This is a genomic window from Dysgonomonas termitidis (assembly GCF_054657735.1).
This window is the reverse complement of record NZ_BAAHYD010000001.1, coordinates 221,128-238,639: the sequence shown is the minus strand read 5'-3', so window position 1 is coordinate 238,639 and position 17,512 is coordinate 221,128. Positions and strand designations below refer to the sequence as shown.

The 17,512-nt window shown below is 38.5% G+C and carries 9 protein-coding genes and 2 pseudogenes; 5 read left to right on the top strand and 6 right to left on the bottom strand.

Going from position 1 to position 17,512, the window contains the following annotated elements; genetic code table 11:
• Nucleotides 1-195 precede the first annotated feature (195 nt).
• The 5 genes and pseudogenes from ACYQ3L_RS01030 (at nt 196) to ACYQ3L_RS01010 (ending at nt 4,161) form a co-directional block, all read left to right on the top strand.
• Nucleotides 196-819: a hypothetical protein gene (locus tag ACYQ3L_RS01030; protein WP_459952250.1), complete on the top strand. Its 624-nt coding sequence runs from the start codon at nt 196-198 to the stop codon at nt 817-819.
• A 60-nt stretch (nt 820-879) separates the two neighbouring features.
• Nucleotides 880-1,176: pseudogene (locus tag ACYQ3L_RS01025) on the top strand (RHS repeat domain-containing protein); the annotation flags it as partial.
• 785 nt (nt 1,177-1,961) lie between these two features.
• Nucleotides 1,962-2,465, top strand: coding sequence for a hypothetical protein (locus ACYQ3L_RS01020; RefSeq protein WP_379998362.1), 504 nt, complete (start codon nt 1,962-1,964; stop codon nt 2,463-2,465).
• A gap of 202 nt (nt 2,466-2,667) precedes the next feature.
• A complete protein-coding gene (locus tag ACYQ3L_RS01015; RefSeq protein WP_379998364.1) occupies nt 2,668-3,180 on the top strand; it encodes a hypothetical protein in 513 nt (170 codons plus the stop codon).
• 423 nt (nt 3,181-3,603) lie between these two features.
• Nucleotides 3,604-4,161: a hypothetical protein gene (locus tag ACYQ3L_RS01010; protein ID WP_379998366.1), complete on the top strand. Its 558-nt coding sequence runs from the start codon at nt 3,604-3,606 to the stop codon at nt 4,159-4,161.
• Between the two features lie 502 nt (nt 4,162-4,663).
• Here the strand turns inward: ACYQ3L_RS01010 and ACYQ3L_RS01005 are convergent.
• The 6 genes and pseudogenes from ACYQ3L_RS01005 to ACYQ3L_RS00980 form a co-directional block, all read right to left on the bottom strand.
• Nucleotides 4,664-7,626: pseudogene (locus ACYQ3L_RS01005) on the bottom strand (glycosyl hydrolase family 28-related protein).
• Nucleotides 7,627-7,790: 164 nt separating this feature from the next.
• Complete coding sequence (locus tag ACYQ3L_RS01000) at nt 7,791-8,510, bottom strand: DUF3823 domain-containing protein (RefSeq protein ID WP_379998368.1); 720 nt, start codon at nt 8,508-8,510, stop codon at nt 7,791-7,793.
• 44 nt (nt 8,511-8,554) lie between these two features.
• Nucleotides 8,555-10,516 (bottom strand): RagB/SusD family nutrient uptake outer membrane protein, encoded by a 1,962-nt coding sequence (locus tag ACYQ3L_RS00995; RefSeq protein WP_379998370.1) that lies wholly within the window; start codon nt 10,514-10,516, stop codon nt 8,555-8,557.
• A 12-nt stretch (nt 10,517-10,528) separates the two neighbouring features.
• Complete coding sequence (locus ACYQ3L_RS00990; RefSeq protein WP_459952249.1) at nt 10,529-14,011, bottom strand: TonB-dependent receptor; 3,483 nt, start codon at nt 14,009-14,011, stop codon at nt 10,529-10,531.
• A 155-nt stretch (nt 14,012-14,166) separates the two neighbouring features.
• Nucleotides 14,167-15,129, bottom strand: a complete 963-nt coding sequence (locus ACYQ3L_RS00985) for a FecR family protein (protein ID WP_379998374.1) — start codon at nt 15,127-15,129, stop codon at nt 14,167-14,169.
• Nucleotides 15,130-15,256: 127 nt separating this feature from the next.
• Nucleotides 15,257-17,449, bottom strand: coding sequence for a family 20 glycosylhydrolase (locus tag ACYQ3L_RS00980; RefSeq protein WP_379998376.1), 2,193 nt, complete (start codon nt 17,447-17,449; stop codon nt 15,257-15,259).
• Nucleotides 17,450-17,512 lie beyond the last annotated feature (63 nt).

Sequence of the window (17,512 nt, the reverse complement as noted above, 5' to 3'; positions counted from 1 at the left end):
GTTAACAATGCTGTAGCGCATTTAAAAATCTTATAACAGTCTTTTAAATGCGCTACAAAAAGAAAATAAGTACCAAACTAATATGTAACTCATACTTATATGAAAAGGATAATTCTATTATGTAATTTTACCATTCTTCTATTATCAGTATATCCGCAAAGTTCAAATTGGATAAATGTAGAATATATAGAAAGAATGAATAATAAACTTCCTTGTGAGTGTGAAGACAGTACCCTTCAGTGTTTCTATATTTCTATTTTGAATAATTGGACATATGAAATAAATAAAATTGTAGCACTAAATTATATTCGACAAACTGAGCCTCATTATTTTAATATTTTAGAGTCTGATTCATTATATTATAAGATAGAAGGTGAAAACCAAAATTGGGAAAAAATAATATTAGAAATACAGATAGAAGGAGATACTTTATTTTTACATGGAGAGAATACTACTTCTAAATTTGTATCATCAAAAACATCCAATAATGAAGTTGAATATTTGTACATAGATAATATTGGCTTATTAAATAAAGCACTTAAACAAAGAAATTATTCTTCGATAGAAGAAATAATAAAAGAGAATAATTTAGGATTTTCATGCAATACTTGGTGGAGCAATGGCCTTAATATCTTATATAAAGATGGCGGTAATAAAGAACTAAAGTTATGGATTTTAGAAGTCCAAAATGGGTATTTATATATTGACAAGATATTGAACCCACTCAGAAGTCCATTTGAACCCATAAAAAGGAAATTAATAATGAAAATGAAATGGGATGATTTATTATCTATGAAAAGTTCTCCTTGTTCGACATAGCGTCTCGGTATTTTTGATTTAAGCACAAGGCTTAGCTTCCGATGGGATTTAAATTCCTACCATTTGGGTAGTAGTTCTTTGATAACTGATTTAGATGGAGAAATTGTTCAGCATATAGAGTATGTGCCTTTCGGGGAAGTGTTTATTGAAGAACGGAATAATACATGGGATACCCCTTATCTGTTCAATGCCAAAGAGTTAGACGAGGAGACGGGGTTGTACTACTATGGGGCACGTTACTATGACCCGAGAATAAGCCTATGGCTGTCTACCGACCCGTTGCAGGAGAAACACCCGAACAAAACCCCTTATCATTATTGTTCTCTGAATCCAGTGAATAGATTTGATCCAAAAGGATTAACAGATTATTTTAATTTGAAAGGTGATAAAGTTAAACAAACTAATGATAATCCTGGATTAAAAAAAGTCGTATTAACTCAAGAGAAAAAAGATATGGATGCAATTAATAGATCCATAGATGAAGGTAATGTTATTACACCTTTTAGCAATGATGAGATGAGTAATATTGATAAAATCTATGAATTTGGAGATAGCGATAAGAAAGGTATTGAGAAAGGCTTTAAAAGGAGTAATGTAGGCCCATCCGTAATCGTTGAAGGTAAAGATGCAGGTAAGATTGTAGGTAAAGATTGGGTAACAGCAACTATGGACTTGGAAAATCGAGGCGGAACTGCATATGCAGACGGGCATCTACATCCATTTGGTTATGATGATTCTGGGAATATTATAAATATAGGAACACCGAGCCCCTCTGGTTCAGACATGCAATCTCAGGGTTCGCAAGGTTATAACTATCCAGAACCATCTTTCATTATGGGATATGTTCAAGAAAGAGATTATAGTAACAGTTTTGGTACGGGTTCGGTATCAAGTGTTGGTGGAGTTTCTGTAAAATATAAAGATGTAAAAACCATAGGTTTTTACAATTCCGAAGGTTCCATTACTACAATTTCTTGGGGATCACTTAAAGATGCAATGAAAAAAATAAATAAAGCAAAATAGAAATTGAGGTTTGTGTCAAAAGTCATTTATTAGTCTTTGAGAATTGGATATTTGAAATTAATCCGAATAAAAGAAGAACTAAAAAAGACTTTTGACACATCCTTTCAAAAAAGTATATAATGAAATATAATATATTGTGTGTGTTTTTCTTTCTACTTGTTATTTCATGCAAAAGTCCGTTTGTTGATTCAAAAATCGGTAATATGGGCACAGGTGATAAGGGCATTATCTTAACTTCAAATACTAATTATAATGAACTGAATTATAATCCAACTGTACAATTATCAAAAGATAAAGAAATATTATTACTGAATAATTACAATATTTACTTGCCAAAAGGTATTGTATCTTACTCTATCAGGAATAACATTCTGTATTTTTACTACTCAAATAATGAAATTATTATCATAAACAGTGGGGAGAAAGAAAAAGAAAGAATAGAGGATGGTTCTTTGAATGATTTTTATATAGATAATGAAGATTTCTACAAGAATGCAGGTAGCCAACCATATATCTATATATCAAGAGAATATTTACGTAAACCTCAGAAAGGTAGAATTACTAAAATATTTAGCAATAACAACATTTTTATTATCTTATACAATATAAAAAAAAATCAGTAGATATGTATAGTTCATACATTAGTTCATTCCAAATAGAATTATAATATGAAACCCTCGTTCAGCGTAGGCTCCATCTGCGTTGGGATTTAAAGCAAGGCTCCGCCTTGATGATGAAAGGATTAATAGTTTATAACATGAATTCGCCCTGTCAGAAATTGGCAGGGCAAATTTTACAAAACAAAATAAAGAAAGGAGGTAAAAAATGGCTTATGATAACCTGCATAATATCACCAGCAAGAAACAGCATATACAGCAACAGGGTATCCAATTTGACGGAATGCTGAAAGCAGGTTATGATCTGACCTATGAGTACAACAGCCAGAAACCACATCAGATAGCCAACCTGAAAGACGAGAATTACCGTACCGAAGGATCAGAAAATCAGGATAAGATTAAGAAAGACCATACCTATCAGTATGATGCCAATGGTAACCTTGTATATGTAAATACCGCAAGGGAGAAACATGATCCTATTATGATAGATTTATCGGTGAAATCTAAGACATACGGTTCAATATTTTATTATTGTCCTAATATTACTTTTTCTTCTAAGCCAGTCCCTATTTATGATTCTCTATTTACATGGATAAAGACTGTAATTGAGTGCTATGAGAAAAATATCTATAATATTTCAGAAGAAGGAAAATTAATGGTTATTGGAGATGAAAATGAAATAACAAAAAAGTATAATAAACCTTATTCTTTTTGGGATTAGGATTTTTAAGTACATTTCTAGTCCTTCGGTTTGCAACCCTTGCTGTTGCACGCTTGTATAGTATGAAATAATGAAAAAGGACGATACTATTTTTATTGGTCCTTTTATATGATCAAAATCTTTGGTTTTTCTTGAAGAATTTTATCCACATAATAAACCACGAGGGGTAATAAACTAAATGCAATACGAAAAAAACAGAAAATATAGAATTCCTGCAACTATTCAGAGAGGTCTTTATCGAGTAACGCAGCAATACATGGAATATGCCGTATCTGTATAATGCCAAAGAGTTGGACGAAGAGACAGGGCTGTATTATTATGAAGCAAGATGTTGGCTCGGTTAAAGTTGGCCAAGTTTTAGGAGGGTGGGTTCTATCTGTAGCTGAGAATGCCGATATAATAAGAATTATAAATCCATAAAATATGAAAATTAGATTTGAGATAGTAACACAATTGTATATAAAAGCATTTTTAAAATCTGATTCTAATCAGATTGAAATTGCTCATAGTGGGGTTTTAAATGATGGATTTCAAAATCTATTAACAAGCCTTTTCCATATTTATCATTTTGTAAATGAAAAACAAGAAAGCTTTTTCCCTTATAATAGTTGTATAAAATGGGAAGATGACTTTATTGAGTATTTATGGTCTATTTCAATGAGTTCTATAGATTCAAGTATTCAGTTTAAAATAATAAAAACATCAACAGGCAATCCTAACTATAAGGAAACTCTTTGGGATAATATGGTTGTATTTAATGATCTTTTTGACAATATCTTTTTGTCATTAGATAATATATATAAGGATTTTGGTCTTATAGGATATAAAAGAATTTGGGAAGTAGGAAACTTCCCAGTATGTGAGTATCTATTGTTAAAAGCAAATAGAGAAAATTATATTCTAAATGAAATGGAAACAAATGAAGAAAATGAATGGAAACATAAAATTCATAGAGAAAATGAATTATTCTTGTTAAAATAAAGTTGATTTAAACTGTCGGAGTTAAAAGCAAGGCATTGCCTTGATGATGATAGTAATAACTTCTAATAAATTCACCCTGTCAGAAAAGTTGGCAGGGTGTATTTACAAAACAAAAAAAGAAAGGAGGTAAACAAATGTCCTATAATTACTTGCATGACATTACAAGCAAGAAACAGCATGTACAGCAACAGAGTATCCTATGAGTATGAAGCCAATGATAACCTTGTATATGTAATACTGAAAGGGAGAAACAGAACTATCAGTAAGGGGAAAGGTATTATAAGCAAGGGAGAAAACTGTATTTTAATTTTCCCCCTCTACATACATATTACAATTAGCCATTTATGGCCGGCATGATGTTCATTACAAACTTTAAAACCAGAACTTACAACATAGTTCTATTACAAATCCAGCAGGACAATACTACAGCAAAAAGTTATATTCAATAGCCCTTTATCTACTGCAAACTAGAACAAAATAAGTTTTTGCCATAACCAAAGTTTTACATATTCACCTTATATAAAGACTTATATGAATTTACAAAAAGGGTCTTTTTATCTCTTGCTCCAAAAGCCATTGTAAGAGGCCTCTCAGGTATATTAATCTGGTTTATCTTATTCCCTTCTTTATCGAAAACCAATATTTGACCATCCGCTACATACAGGTTACCGTTTGCATCTGTTGCCGAACCGAATTCTCCGTTTTCAACGAAGTATTTCATATCCGAAAGGTTACCAGAACTGTCAACAGACATCCTTACCATTCTCCTGTCGTATTCATCGGAAGAATAAAATGGTTTTCCGGGAAAAGCTTCCAGCACACCACAACTACGGGCAAGATCATACTGACAAGGTATAATGGTTACTCCATCAGGTGCGACAAAACATTCTTCAGGCTTATATGTAACCACTGTATTGAAATCGTGAAAATCTCTCCATCTGTTTGACGGATATAGCGCCTTATGTATATTATTTACTGACCCCATAGGGACTTTAGGCAATAGCTTAATTGTTTCTTCCGGATTGTCGGGGTTAACAGAATATACCCATGTACCAAAGCCGGAATTGCCCCAACCACTGAAAGACGTACCACCAGCATCAGGAAGGTCAGCAACAGTTTCCTGCTTACCATCAACCAGATAACCAGGTTGAGGATTATATTTAAATATTACCAGCAGGTTATCCTTCGAATCACATGCTGTAGCTAGTGGCTCCCATGGGAAATCGGCAATCAGAGAAATTGTTTCTGTTTCGGCAGACCATTTATACACACGACGGAGACGTTGTTCACAGAAGTAGATATTTCCCTTGCTGTCACTGCTCATTCCCTGTGCGAATTCAAAACCAGTGGCAAGTTGTTCCACTTTATTACCGGTTTTCTCTTTTTGCTCTTCTCCTGTAATATACAGGCGGTTAAACTCCCAAGGTCGCACCTGTATCCCTGTATTTACATCATATAGTGTCAATCCTGCTGTATATTTTGTCTGGGCATAATTATGCACATTGAGTAATTCCACATCTCTACAGTTCCACGTACGTATAGCATACGGATATACTGTATTGACACGTATAACCTGGAACATATAAAGATTGGAAAAAACCATATCCGAACAGTTTTCCAGTTCGAGCGGCTGGCAGAATTCTCCTTCGCGGCTCTCTTCTTCGAGTTGGAACGCATAGACTTTCCAGTTGGAAACATTCTTAAAGCGTGCTTCATTTCTCACATGATGCTCCAGCGACATAGCATATATCCTTCCTGGTGTGTTGGTATCATTCACATAAAGTCCACTGGTACTGTATGAATTGGCAGTCCATATATCCTTGAATGTACCCCCGCCACTATTGGTAACCCAAAGACTCCAATACTGATTATCCCAGGCATAATCCTTTCCCTGTTCGGCTACAGGGCTAACCGGTGAACTTATTCCCCTCTTCGGCCAAGACCATGGCGCTTCCGTCCCACGTGACATACTACCATGTCCACCGATGAATTTAACATCATTCATATAAGAGCCCGCACCTGCCATCCATTTGCAACCTACAGCACGGTAATTATAACCTCCTGTATTTAACCCTATACCATTTACAATATTTTTACCTCCTGAAGGTGTCTCCAATAAAGGCTTCGGCGCTCCGAATCCACTGAAGGCAGGTGTACTTTCTTTCAGTATCAGTTGTGTAGCCACCGGATTAAGTCCTATCAGATTTGTAGTCTCTTTTAATACAAGAGATTCTGATATAATATACCAGCCCTGCGGAACATATATATTCTGATTTTTAGCGATTGCATCGAGAAAAACCTGTGTATCATCTGTTACGCCGTCCCCTTTTGCCCCCAAATCTTTGATACTTATCCAGTTTGAGACATCAGGCAATGCAGGAATATCCTTTTCTATACCAGGTATCTGCTGAACAGGTACAATGTCACTTATTGTTTTCATTTCAGGATTAGCCGACATATTATCCATATCCAGCCCATGGCGGTAATTTTTTACCTGATAAAGATTTCCCTGACCTAAAGTCTGCTTCCCGCTTCTGCGATAATGAGCGAGAACCGGAACATTTTTACAGAATACATTCCGTAAGGTTATCTGGTTTACTGCATTATTTTCATTGCTGATTATAATAGCCTTATCTTTTACATTCTCAAAGATACAGTCTTCCATAAAGAGCTTTTCCATGTAGTTTTCATCAATATCGATAACAACAGGAACACTCTTTGCAGTAAGCCTTACGATGGTTAGTCCTGCCTCCTGTGTGCGAATAGCGGCTTTACGCTGTCCTTCAAAGTAGGTGTCCACCATCATCATCTGCCACCCGGGAGAGGCTTTACGGGTCATAATACCATAATCGCCACCAAAGAAGCGTACATTCTCCATTTCATTACCTACATCGTGTATGCCTGCCTTACCCTTTCCTATATGAATATCCACATGTGATATAAAGCTATGCTGGGCATAATGTGTACGCAACCCTACTGCAGATGGATTTCCATCTTCTATCCGCAGGTTTATATTGGAAAAAGCACTGTAGAAAGTTCCGGCATTGGCGTCGTGAGGAACCTTTCCCTCTTCCACCAATCCTCCGGTAAACCAGAACATGTATTTTACTTTTTCGTCCTTAAAACCCAAAGAATTTCCGGCAAGAATAAATTCGGGACGATTCGTTCCATATCCAATCAGGCGGACAGCTCCCGGGATATAGATTGTTTTGCTTATCCTGTATGTTCCTTCGGGAATAAAAAGAATGCCGAAGTTCTTCTCTCTCTTAATCTGATTAATAACTTTTTGCAGGGCATCGGACACATCCGACTTTCCATCTGCCTTTATCTGATAATTTTCAGGAGTAAAATAGAAAGCTTCTGGACATTGGGTTTCTGGGAATATATAGAATTAGGCTGTACCGCGAAAAGCTGTGTACATACTACTCCTAATAGTATTAAAAAAATGATTTTCAGTTTCTTCATGATTTTATTTTTAAACTTAAAAATTTGACTTATCGAAGCAGTGCTTCGTTAGTAAAAAATATTTTTCAACTAAATATCTGTTCAGCACTACTGCGGAAAATATTAATTGTATGGTAAAAAAAGACGTCCTGTATGATGGCAGAACGTCTTCTTCTGCTATGCGCTTAGAACATTATGACTTCTAGCGGAGAGTAGTTATGCCGTACAGTCCCAACACCGGATACTTCACCCAGCGCACCTATACGAAAATAGTAATTTTTTCCTGTATACTTGAAAGAATTGGCATTTTCCGCCAAGTCAATCGTCAAAGTATAAGCCTTTGAAGAATTAATTATTTCACTTGGAGAAATTACAGCCTTATCACTACCGCCACTTAAAGAATACTTTACACTATTTCCCACCCATTGATCTGAGAATGCGAACAATTGGACTTCCTTCACTTTTACTTCCGGATTACCTGCTTCAAGGGAGAACGTGGCTGTGACGGTATTACCGTTTTTCATGATTTTCGGATTTCTTATGCGAATATATGGGGTTACCTGAAAATCATATGTATTATTCCCTTTTTTCACTACAAAATTATCTATCCTGAAAGGGTAAAAGTTACAGTTTTCAAACCTTACATCATACGTCGCGGCAAAGATCAGGTTATCACGATATTCTCCAGTATTCATGATATACCAGTACTGGTCTTGCGGATTGGTAAAACCCTGTTCCCGTACAATAATAGAGTTGCCATTTTCGATATCAGTACCTACGGGCTCTCCTGTTTTTTCATCAAGGAACTGGCCGTGAATAGAAGCATCCGGCCCGTCGTAATTGTCTATTTCACAAGAAACGAATGTGAACAGACAGCAAGAAATGAATATAAATATTTTTTTCATAAACTGAATAATTTTATTAACTGAATAACTTATTGTCTTAAACATTACGGATTCGGTACCAGACCGTTGGTTGCTATTCCTGGTATATCAGTATAATAACTTCCCGGTTGAAACGTACGACCGTTGTTTTGTTCATCCTTGTGAAAGTATGCCCTTACAAAAATATACTTAGGAGTACTTTCCCGGAGATCGACCATTGGAACCAGCACAGTACGGCTTGTAGCATTAAAGAGTTTATGAAACTCTCTGCGGCGTACCAAATCCCAATAGCGATGACCTTCGAATGCCATCTCCACGCGACGTTCTTTCAGCACATTATCCAGTGTCAAAGGTATATTATCCGTATGTGCAGCCCTATGGCGCAAATCATTGATATATCTTGCGGCAATAGTCACATCTCCTTTTCCACTCTCTACAACAGCCTCTGCATAATTCAGATAAAACTCTGCCAAACGCATATCAATATAAGAAGTAGTAGATCCCATATCCGCACTTGGCACAGTACCCTCCTGCATATACTTACGGATAGAGAAGCCAGTAGTAGAATAGTTAGAATCTTCCGAACCACCTAACGCGGCGAACCCAGAATACTGGGTAGCTCCTTCCGCTCCATAACCGAAATAAATCTTTCCATCTTTACCCTGAGCCTGGTCATTCGCATAAACAGCATAATTACCGTCTTGTTTCACAATACCTCCTTGCAGAATAATTTTCGTACCGGCATAATTGGTACCTGGGACAATGATACTTGCGAGCAAACGGGCATCCTTATCTTTAAATGGTTCGTACAAGTCGTTATATTTTTTGTATGGAACTGACAGATTAAGCGCATTTGGTGTATTTATTCCGGAAACAATAACTTCATTGCCATCGGTACGGGTTACAATCTTCGCGCTCATTCCCGTTCCGTCATCCGTATAGTTTTCGTATAGATCCACCATATTTAGAGTAGGGTTAAAACGCCCGAAACGAATAGACCCTCCCGTATTCACCTGAGCAAGAATATAGTTCCGGTCATAATTATGTCCCTGGTTCGAATAAATAGTACCATCCAAATATGCTTTACCGAAAATTACTTCGTCGTTACTGAAGTTAAGGAATAATTGTCGGTAATTATTAACTGCTTCTTCCGGTGAAGTAGGATTCGGCTTATACAGAGATTTACCGGATAGAGTTATAATGGCTTCTGAAGCAGAGATACACTCCTGATAGAAAAAATCAGCATCGGATACACTCATACCACCCACCAGTTTCTGAGTAACAGCATCTCCTGTTAACGGTGCATTATTCCAATATTTCGCCACTGATGCGGCAAAAAGTGCGACTCTTGATTTCAATCCGTATGCCGCCCATTTGGAAGCGCGGAAAATACCATCGTCTTTAGTAACCGTTTCCGGCAAGTGAGCAATAGCCTGATCACATTCATTCAGAACAAATTTCCATGTGTCCAACTCAGTACTACGCGGTATAAAAAGTTTGGATGCGTCACCAGGTGTATAATCCCCATCCTGTGCATGGTCTATCAGAGGTACGCCTCCGAAACGTTTTGCTAGTCCGAAGTAGATATAAGCACGTATAAAATGGGCCTCACTGGTCAGACGTTCCGCTTCATCTACTGTAATGGAATTGCTATTCTTTGCTATCGCAATGTTATCTAAAAATAAATTTACCTGACGGATATCACCGTAAGGCCAATAGGTGAATCCTTCTGGACCTATACCCTGATCCCCGTCGCTACGGGTAGCTTCATCCGTGTACATTGCAATATTAGTTGTTCCGTTAACACCATTATAGTTATGCAGATTAAAGCCTTCGTTCGGACGATATGAAAAGTCTTCCATTGGTATCAAGGTATATATATTGGCAAGGAGCGCCTTCAACCCGCCCGGAGTCTGTGTCAACTGGTCCCCCGATACTTTATCAAGCGGTTTTAGTTCTAAAAAATCGTTGCAAGCGGACAGTCCTATCATTGCACATAGCAATCCTGTTATAATATGCTTTTTCATGATTCTACTGTATTAAAAGTTAATGTTTAGTCCAAAATTGTATGCTCTCATCAATGGATAAGCCAAGCTGGCAGACCAAGCTGCCTCTTCCCGTTCAGGATCAGCATTTTTCAATTGACGGTTACAAAATGTAAGCAGGTTAGAACCGTTGACGAACAACCGCACACTACCAACACCCATTTTTTGGGTCAACGATTTAGATAAAGTATATCCTATTTCCAAACTCTTCAGACGAAGATAAGTAGCATCCGGATTCCAGACGTCAATGCCGTAAGCCCAATAGTTACCGCTTTCCGTAGTTCCGCCGCTACTTTTGCGAAGCGCCGGATAGAAACCAGATACCCACTTCGTTGTAGGATTATAAGGATCATCTGTCGGATTGACTGTATGCCAGCGGTCCATATATTTGGCAATCAGAGTCGGATTAGTCTTATCCAGATAACCCCATACGTCATCGTTGGGATAAGATATGGAGAAAAGGGAAGCACCCTGAAAAAGCATGTTGACATCAAAATTTTTATAAGAGCCTGCCAACACCAAACCGTATTGGAGAGGCGGATTCAATGAACCGGTGCTGGTTGAATTACCCCAAAATTCCATAACAAGGTCACTCATATCTCCCCAACGGCTTATGATCCCATTACCGTTCAGGTCTACTAGCTTATAACTACCCGGCAGCATCATAGAGTTGCCTTGACTTCCACCCATCAAAGGTGCAGTTTCATATTGTTCGATAGATGTATATTGACCATTGTATTTGTACATAGATATCCCTCCCTGAAGCCGGTTCTCCTGGCCATTCAGCCACCTGTCCATGGAACTTGAGAATTCACCACGCTCCTGGTGTAACGTCTTCACACGGGCATATGTAAGATTGGCAGATACTTGATATTCGAAGTCTTTTCCTATCTTGCCTCTTGTTCCTAATGACACCTCAAACCCCATATTCATATTGGAATTGATGTTTTCCTGCGGGAAATCCGCACCGAACGTATTAGGAATAGTCTGGATACGGCTGCCGAGTAATCCATCATTTTTACGCTGAAAGAATTCAACCGTACCATTCAGTTTGCCATTCCAAAAATCAAAATCAAGACCTATATTACTTATTTTAGAAGTGATCCATGACAATTGGTCTGATTGCATACCCGGAGCTTTCATACCTACCACTTGGCTGTTGCCATCAAATACATAGCCCAAAGACGAAGCCGTATATGCAGAAATGTATTGGAATGCGTCACCCGTATCTGTCCCGCTTTCTCCATATGAGGCTCGAAGTTTCAGGTTGGTAATGAGAGGAACATTTTCCTTGATGAATTTTTCCTCGGAAATACGCCAGCCCACACTAACGGATGGAAAGAAAGCCCAACGTTTGGCCGGAGCGTAACGATATGACCCATCATATCTGCCGACTGCTTCCAGCAGATACCTGCCGGCATAGTCATAATTTGCACGCATCAGATAGGCTGCCCTACGCGTATAGTTACGGTAACCGCTATTGGAAGCCGTACTTGCGCTGGCCTGGTTCAATATATCGTTAGTGAATAGTTCGGTGTATTGACGGGCGCCGTTCAATTCGTCGTAACGGGTGCTTGACAGTTCTACAACGCCAAGAAGATTTATATTATGCTCGCCGAAAGAACGCAAATAGTTGGCCTGTCCACGACCATAAACTTTCTGAAAGATTCCCATTGTATTGGAATAATTATCACTGCCATATTTACCGGAAGGTGCGTCTGTAAAATAATCATACAATGGATAAGATTTCTGTAAGGTGGAATTATTACGGTTATTCCCGTCAAATGATCCCAGAATACCTACAATCAAACCATCTGCAAATGGCACTTTCCAACTTAGTTCTACATCTGCAGAATAAGTCAAACCTTTGCCACGACGGTAGCCGTCCTGTTCAGGATCAACAAGAGCATAAGGGTTTTTGCCTTCCGGGCCGATATTAGAGAGGTGTGTCGGATTATCCATGGTGTGCCAGCCGATACCCCGGTCGTTTACAACCAAAGTCTTGTAAGTCCACAAAAAATCTTCACGGGGTCTTTGGGTCTCGTCCATGCGACCGGATATATCAATATTCAGTGTTATACCTTTTACTATCTCTGTGGTCAGGTTACTACGCAGATTGTATCGTTTGTAGTATTGAATACCACTTTTCAGTAAACCATTATCTTCCGTATACCCGAAGCTTGCGAAATATTTTGTCTTCTCTGAACCACCCCTCACTGAAATAGTATGATTCTGCTGGAATGCTAAATTATTCATGAACATGTTAAGCCAGTCATTATCCGTATAACCCGGTGCACCAGTTCTATATTTTTCAAGGACATCATTGCTATAGGCGGCAGGCTGTTGACCATTACGAGCCATTTCGTTGGCTATCAGACGATAAGTATAGGCATCTACCGTAGATTCCATTCCAGTAGCGTTCTTCAGACCAAAAAGGCCTGAATAAGAAATCCGGGGCTTCTCGGCAACACCCTTTTTAGTAGTGACAAGAATGACACCATTGGCCGCACCCATCCCATAAATGGAAGCAGAAGCGTCTTTTAAAACTGATATGCTTTCAATGTCATCAGCATTCAACTGGGCAAGTTCTGAAGTACCACCGTCACGGGTCACACCATCGATAACAACTAAGGGGTCGCCATATCCGCGAATGCTGACCATGTTGTCAAAAGTCCCCGGCTCACCAGTTTTTTGACGGATGAGCAAGCCTGGAATCTTTCCCTGAACATTTGTAATCAGATTTTCGGTTTTTGTAGTCATAATTTCGTCAGAATTGATAGCCGTCACAGCTCCTGTCAGTGATTGTTTCTTCTGTACGCCGTAACCGACAACAACAATTTCGTCCAGATCACTGGAATCACCGACTAACACGACGGATATATCATTTCTGTTGCCTACTACTATTTCCTGATTTTTAAAACCGACATAAGAGAAAACTAACACTGTATTCTCTCCGGATATTTGAATTGTAAATTTGCCGTCTATATCTGTTATTGTACCAGTGGCCGTATCTTTGATTCGTATACTAACCCCGATCAGAGGTTCTCCTGATTCATCGGTTACGGTTCCTGTAATATGCTTTCCATCCTGCTGTATCTGCAATACTTTTTCAACTTTCATCAGCATAATGTTGTTGCCCGTCATTGCATATACAATATCCGTATTGTTGAAGATATTAGAAAGTACATTTGCCACCAACTGGTTTTTGGCACTTACAGTTACCAGCTGATTCATATTAACTTCACTCTTGTTGTAAACAAACAGATAGTCCGTCTGATTTTCGATTTCATTGATAACCTCCCTGAGAGTTCCGCTCTGTTTCTGGATGTTTACTCGTGCAATTTGTGAATGCGCTCCCTCCGCAAATATCGCTGTTGTGAAAATAAATAAAAAGAGAAAACTGATTTTCATAATTCGTAGTCCTCGTTTTAAATGTGTTTGGAAGTAATTAGATTCCGGATACAATTTTTTTTTCATACTTTTGTATATCTAAGGTTAGTACTAAGATTAATTTATCACTAGTCTGGTATTGGTCTTTATGCCCGGGGAATGTTACAGCATTTTCCGGGCACTTGTTTTTCTTTTGGTTATTTCATAGGCATATTAGGTTTTAAGGTTTTTAGTCGTTTTTCTTATAAAATACTAATAATGTTGGCAGAATCATCCCGTGTGTATTTGAACATATGCTTCAGTTGCAAAACCTTCAGCACTTGCTCTACACCATCTTTAGTCCTGAATTTCCCTGAATATCTGTGCGTAATTATGGACTTATTCTGCACATCAATCTTAATATCGAAATATAGTTCCAGCTTTTTCATTATTTCGAGTACCGTTTCATTATCAAAATAAATAATACCATCTTTCCATAGTAGAAAATTCTTATCAATGAGCGGAGCGGTCTTCAACTTTCCATTTTCAGTATAGGCAATGTTATCAGGTGAAAGTACACATGATGACTTTTCATCATGTGATTTCACCTCTACCGAACCTTCCAGCAAGGATGTTTCAAACAGCTCCGAGCCTTTGTAAGCTATGACATTAAATTCAGGACCTAATACCTTAATGTTATAATTATCCGTCCTTACGGTGAAAGGTCTTTTTTCATCTTTTTCCACTTCAAAATAGGCTTCCCCATCCAGATATACATCTCTGTGATCAGGGTCAAATTTCTCAGGATAGATAAACCTTGTCCTGGCATTCAACCATACCTTGGTTCCATCTGTAAGCGTAATTTCAGCTCTTTGCCCCGGAGGAACAAATACTGTATTTCTAGCAGTTTCTGTTCTTACAGCTTCCGGTGCACCAAAATAGGTAAGGAAAATATAACAGCCCAATACAGCAATGAGGAATACCGCTGCATAGCGGGAAAGAATTATAAGTTGCCTTTTTATACTTCTTTTTTTAAGCTGAATTCCGGAAAGAATATTATAATTCTCTCCATACCTATTCCAAAGAAATGCATCGTATATCTTGTGAAGAGTTTTATACTCATTCATATTTTCAGGTGATTCTTCCAGCCAGCTGACAACTGTTTCACATTCATCATCTGTCAGGTAATTTCCTTCTATATATTTCTTTAACAACTCTTTATGCATTATTTTATCTTTAGCCTTACATATATAAAATGAATCAAAAAGAAATAACCCTAAATTTTAAAACGAAATCAGGTTTACAAACCTGTTACTGTTCAGAACTATTATTATATATCACTTCATGGGTCGGCTACCATATTACAATCTCGTCGGTGAAAATGAATATATGACCATTATCTTCTTTGGCTTTCAGCCGGATATAGCGGGCCTTCCAATTACCGGTGAAAGTATAATCTTTAAAAGTCAGTTTCTTTTCATCACGGGATACGGTGGACGGAATAATTCCCTGCGATAGGAAGTTCTCACCGTCGGTCGATGTTAGAAGTTCTACCTGCTGTGGTTGGAATACAGAAGGACCGGTCAATTGTAAAAAACGTGAGGATACTCTATGGATATCTGTCGTTTCTCCCATATCTATTATACAATCCAGCGAACTGGTATAGCCTTGCCATCTGTCATCATAATAAGTCCATCCTCCCCGGTAACCATCGAGCAGCGCATTTATTCCTCCGGCCATATATCTGGAAGATAACTCATTATTGTAACGGATCGGTTTGTTGATACCCCGGTGATAGTCGATTCGTTTTTCAGATATCTTTCCTCCCTGAATCTTCCCATCCTTGAATATGGCTGCTTTGATGACTGCCGAATCTTTCACGATTACCGGATATTTGTACAGGGAAGACGATGCTGTAGGAATAGAGCCATCGGTAGTATAATGTATTTCTGCAGGGTCTTTTTCAGCATCCAGCATAACAGCAATCTGCTTATTTATAGTATCTACCTGCATGGCAATATCTATATCGCAGGAAAGTGGAAACGCATTTATCCCCATTCCCAGAAGTACCGGAATATGCGCATTCATACGAGGTTTAAAATCTTCCCACGAACGTGTTTCCTGTGGCGACCAAGCTACTTCGGACAAGGCCAGCGCGCGGGGAAATATCATATATTCGGCATGTTCGGTGGTTGGGATGTATTCTGTCCATGTATTTGCCTGCACGCCTATGATGTGTTTACGTTCGGCTTCGGTAAGCGAGTCTGCCAATACCGGATTATAACTGTACACACGTTTGGGCGGGGTATATCCGCCGATTGCGGAATAAGGTTCTGCCCTGGGGTCGGCTACATAGAAATCGAAGTATAAATAATTCTGAGGCGTCATTACAGCATCGTGTCCCAGCCGTGCCGCTTTTATCCCGCCCTTCTCATCCTGCCATGACATAACAGTGGCATCAGGAGCTATACCTCCCTCCAGAATCTCGTCCCAGCCAATCAGTTTGCGTCCTTTTGAATGAAGGAAATTCTCTATACGCCGGATCATATAACTCTGCAGTTCGTCCACATCCTGCAACCCTTCCTCTTTCATTCGTTTCAGGCATTTCGGGCAGGTCTTCCACGCGCGTTTAGATGCCTCGTCACCACCGATATGGATATATTCCGAAGGGAACAGCTCTATAACCTCCGCCAGTACATTTTCAATGAATATAAAAGAGTCCTCATTGCCAATACAGTAATCTCCGTCCTTATAGGCTTCGCCGGAACAACACAGTTCAGGATAAGCGACAAATACTTCCGAAGAATGCCCCGGCATCTCAATTTCAGGGATAATCGTTATATGCCTTGCCTGTGCATATGCTACTACTTCACGGATATCTTCTTTTGTGTAATATCCTCCATATGCGCCAGGTGTTCCTTCGTCGACAAACTTATGCCCGGTTTCTTCCCATTTCATAAAATCAGGGGCATTACGAAAAGCTGTCTTAGCGGTTAATTTCGGATACTTATCTATCAGGATACGCCATCCGGCGCCATCGGTAAGATGCCAATGAAATCGGTTAAGCTTATAAAAGGCCATTGCGTCAAGCATTTTCATCACAAACTCTTTCGGGAAGAAATTTCTCGATACATCCAGATGAAGCCCCCTATATGGGAAACGCGGTGCGTCTTCTATGCATATATACGGAATACCTTCAGGTGTAAGTAGCTGTCGCAACGTCTGTTGGCCGTAAAATAAACCTGCTTCGGTTCCCGCTTTGACGGTTATACCCTTCTCATTAACATCCAATCTATACCCTTCCGGTTTATCTTTATCGAATAGTTCGTCAATAATATAACGCACCTTTTCGGATTGACCCGGTTCCGCTATCTTATTTATCTTGTAGAATTTATTCCCTGTTGTCATATGTACAGGACGAGGTATAACATTCACCTGATTTATCTTTTGGGAATAAGAGTAAGAGACTGAAAGAAATAAGGCAGAAGCAATGATTACTACAGTCTTTTTGGGGAGCATTTTGAATAAAGACATTATATTTTTCATTTTCTTAGAATTATAATTAAGGTATGGATCGTATTTATTACATTCTATATCAACTATACAGGG

Excerpts from the sequence above, each read along its gene's own strand:
- ACYQ3L_RS01010 (WP_379998366.1), top strand. The coding sequence starts at position 3,604 with ATGAAAATTAGATTTGAGATAGTAACACAATTGTATATAAAAGCATTT.
- ACYQ3L_RS01015 (WP_379998364.1), top strand. The coding sequence starts at position 2,668 with ATGGCTTATGATAACCTGCATAATATCACCAGCAAGAAACAGCATATA.
- ACYQ3L_RS01030 (WP_459952250.1), top strand. The coding sequence starts at position 196 with ATGAATAATAAACTTCCTTGTGAGTGTGAAGACAGTACCCTTCAGTGT.
- ACYQ3L_RS01000 (WP_379998368.1), bottom strand. The coding sequence starts at position 8,510 with ATGAAAAAAATATTTATATTCATTTCTTGCTGTCTGTTCACATTCGTT.
- ACYQ3L_RS00990 (WP_459952249.1), bottom strand. The coding sequence starts at position 14,011 with ATGAAAAAAAAATTGTATCCGGAATCTAATTACTTCCAAACACATTTA.
- ACYQ3L_RS00980 (WP_379998376.1), bottom strand. The coding sequence starts at position 17,449 with ATGAAAAATATAATGTCTTTATTCAAAATGCTCCCCAAAAAGACTGTA.
- ACYQ3L_RS00995 (WP_379998370.1), bottom strand. The coding sequence starts at position 10,516 with ATGAAAAAGCATATTATAACAGGATTGCTATGTGCAATGATAGGACTG.
- ACYQ3L_RS01020 (WP_379998362.1), top strand. The coding sequence starts at position 1,962 with ATGAAATATAATATATTGTGTGTGTTTTTCTTTCTACTTGTTATTTCA.
- ACYQ3L_RS00985 (WP_379998374.1), bottom strand. The coding sequence starts at position 15,129 with ATGCATAAAGAGTTGTTAAAGAAATATATAGAAGGAAATTACCTGACA.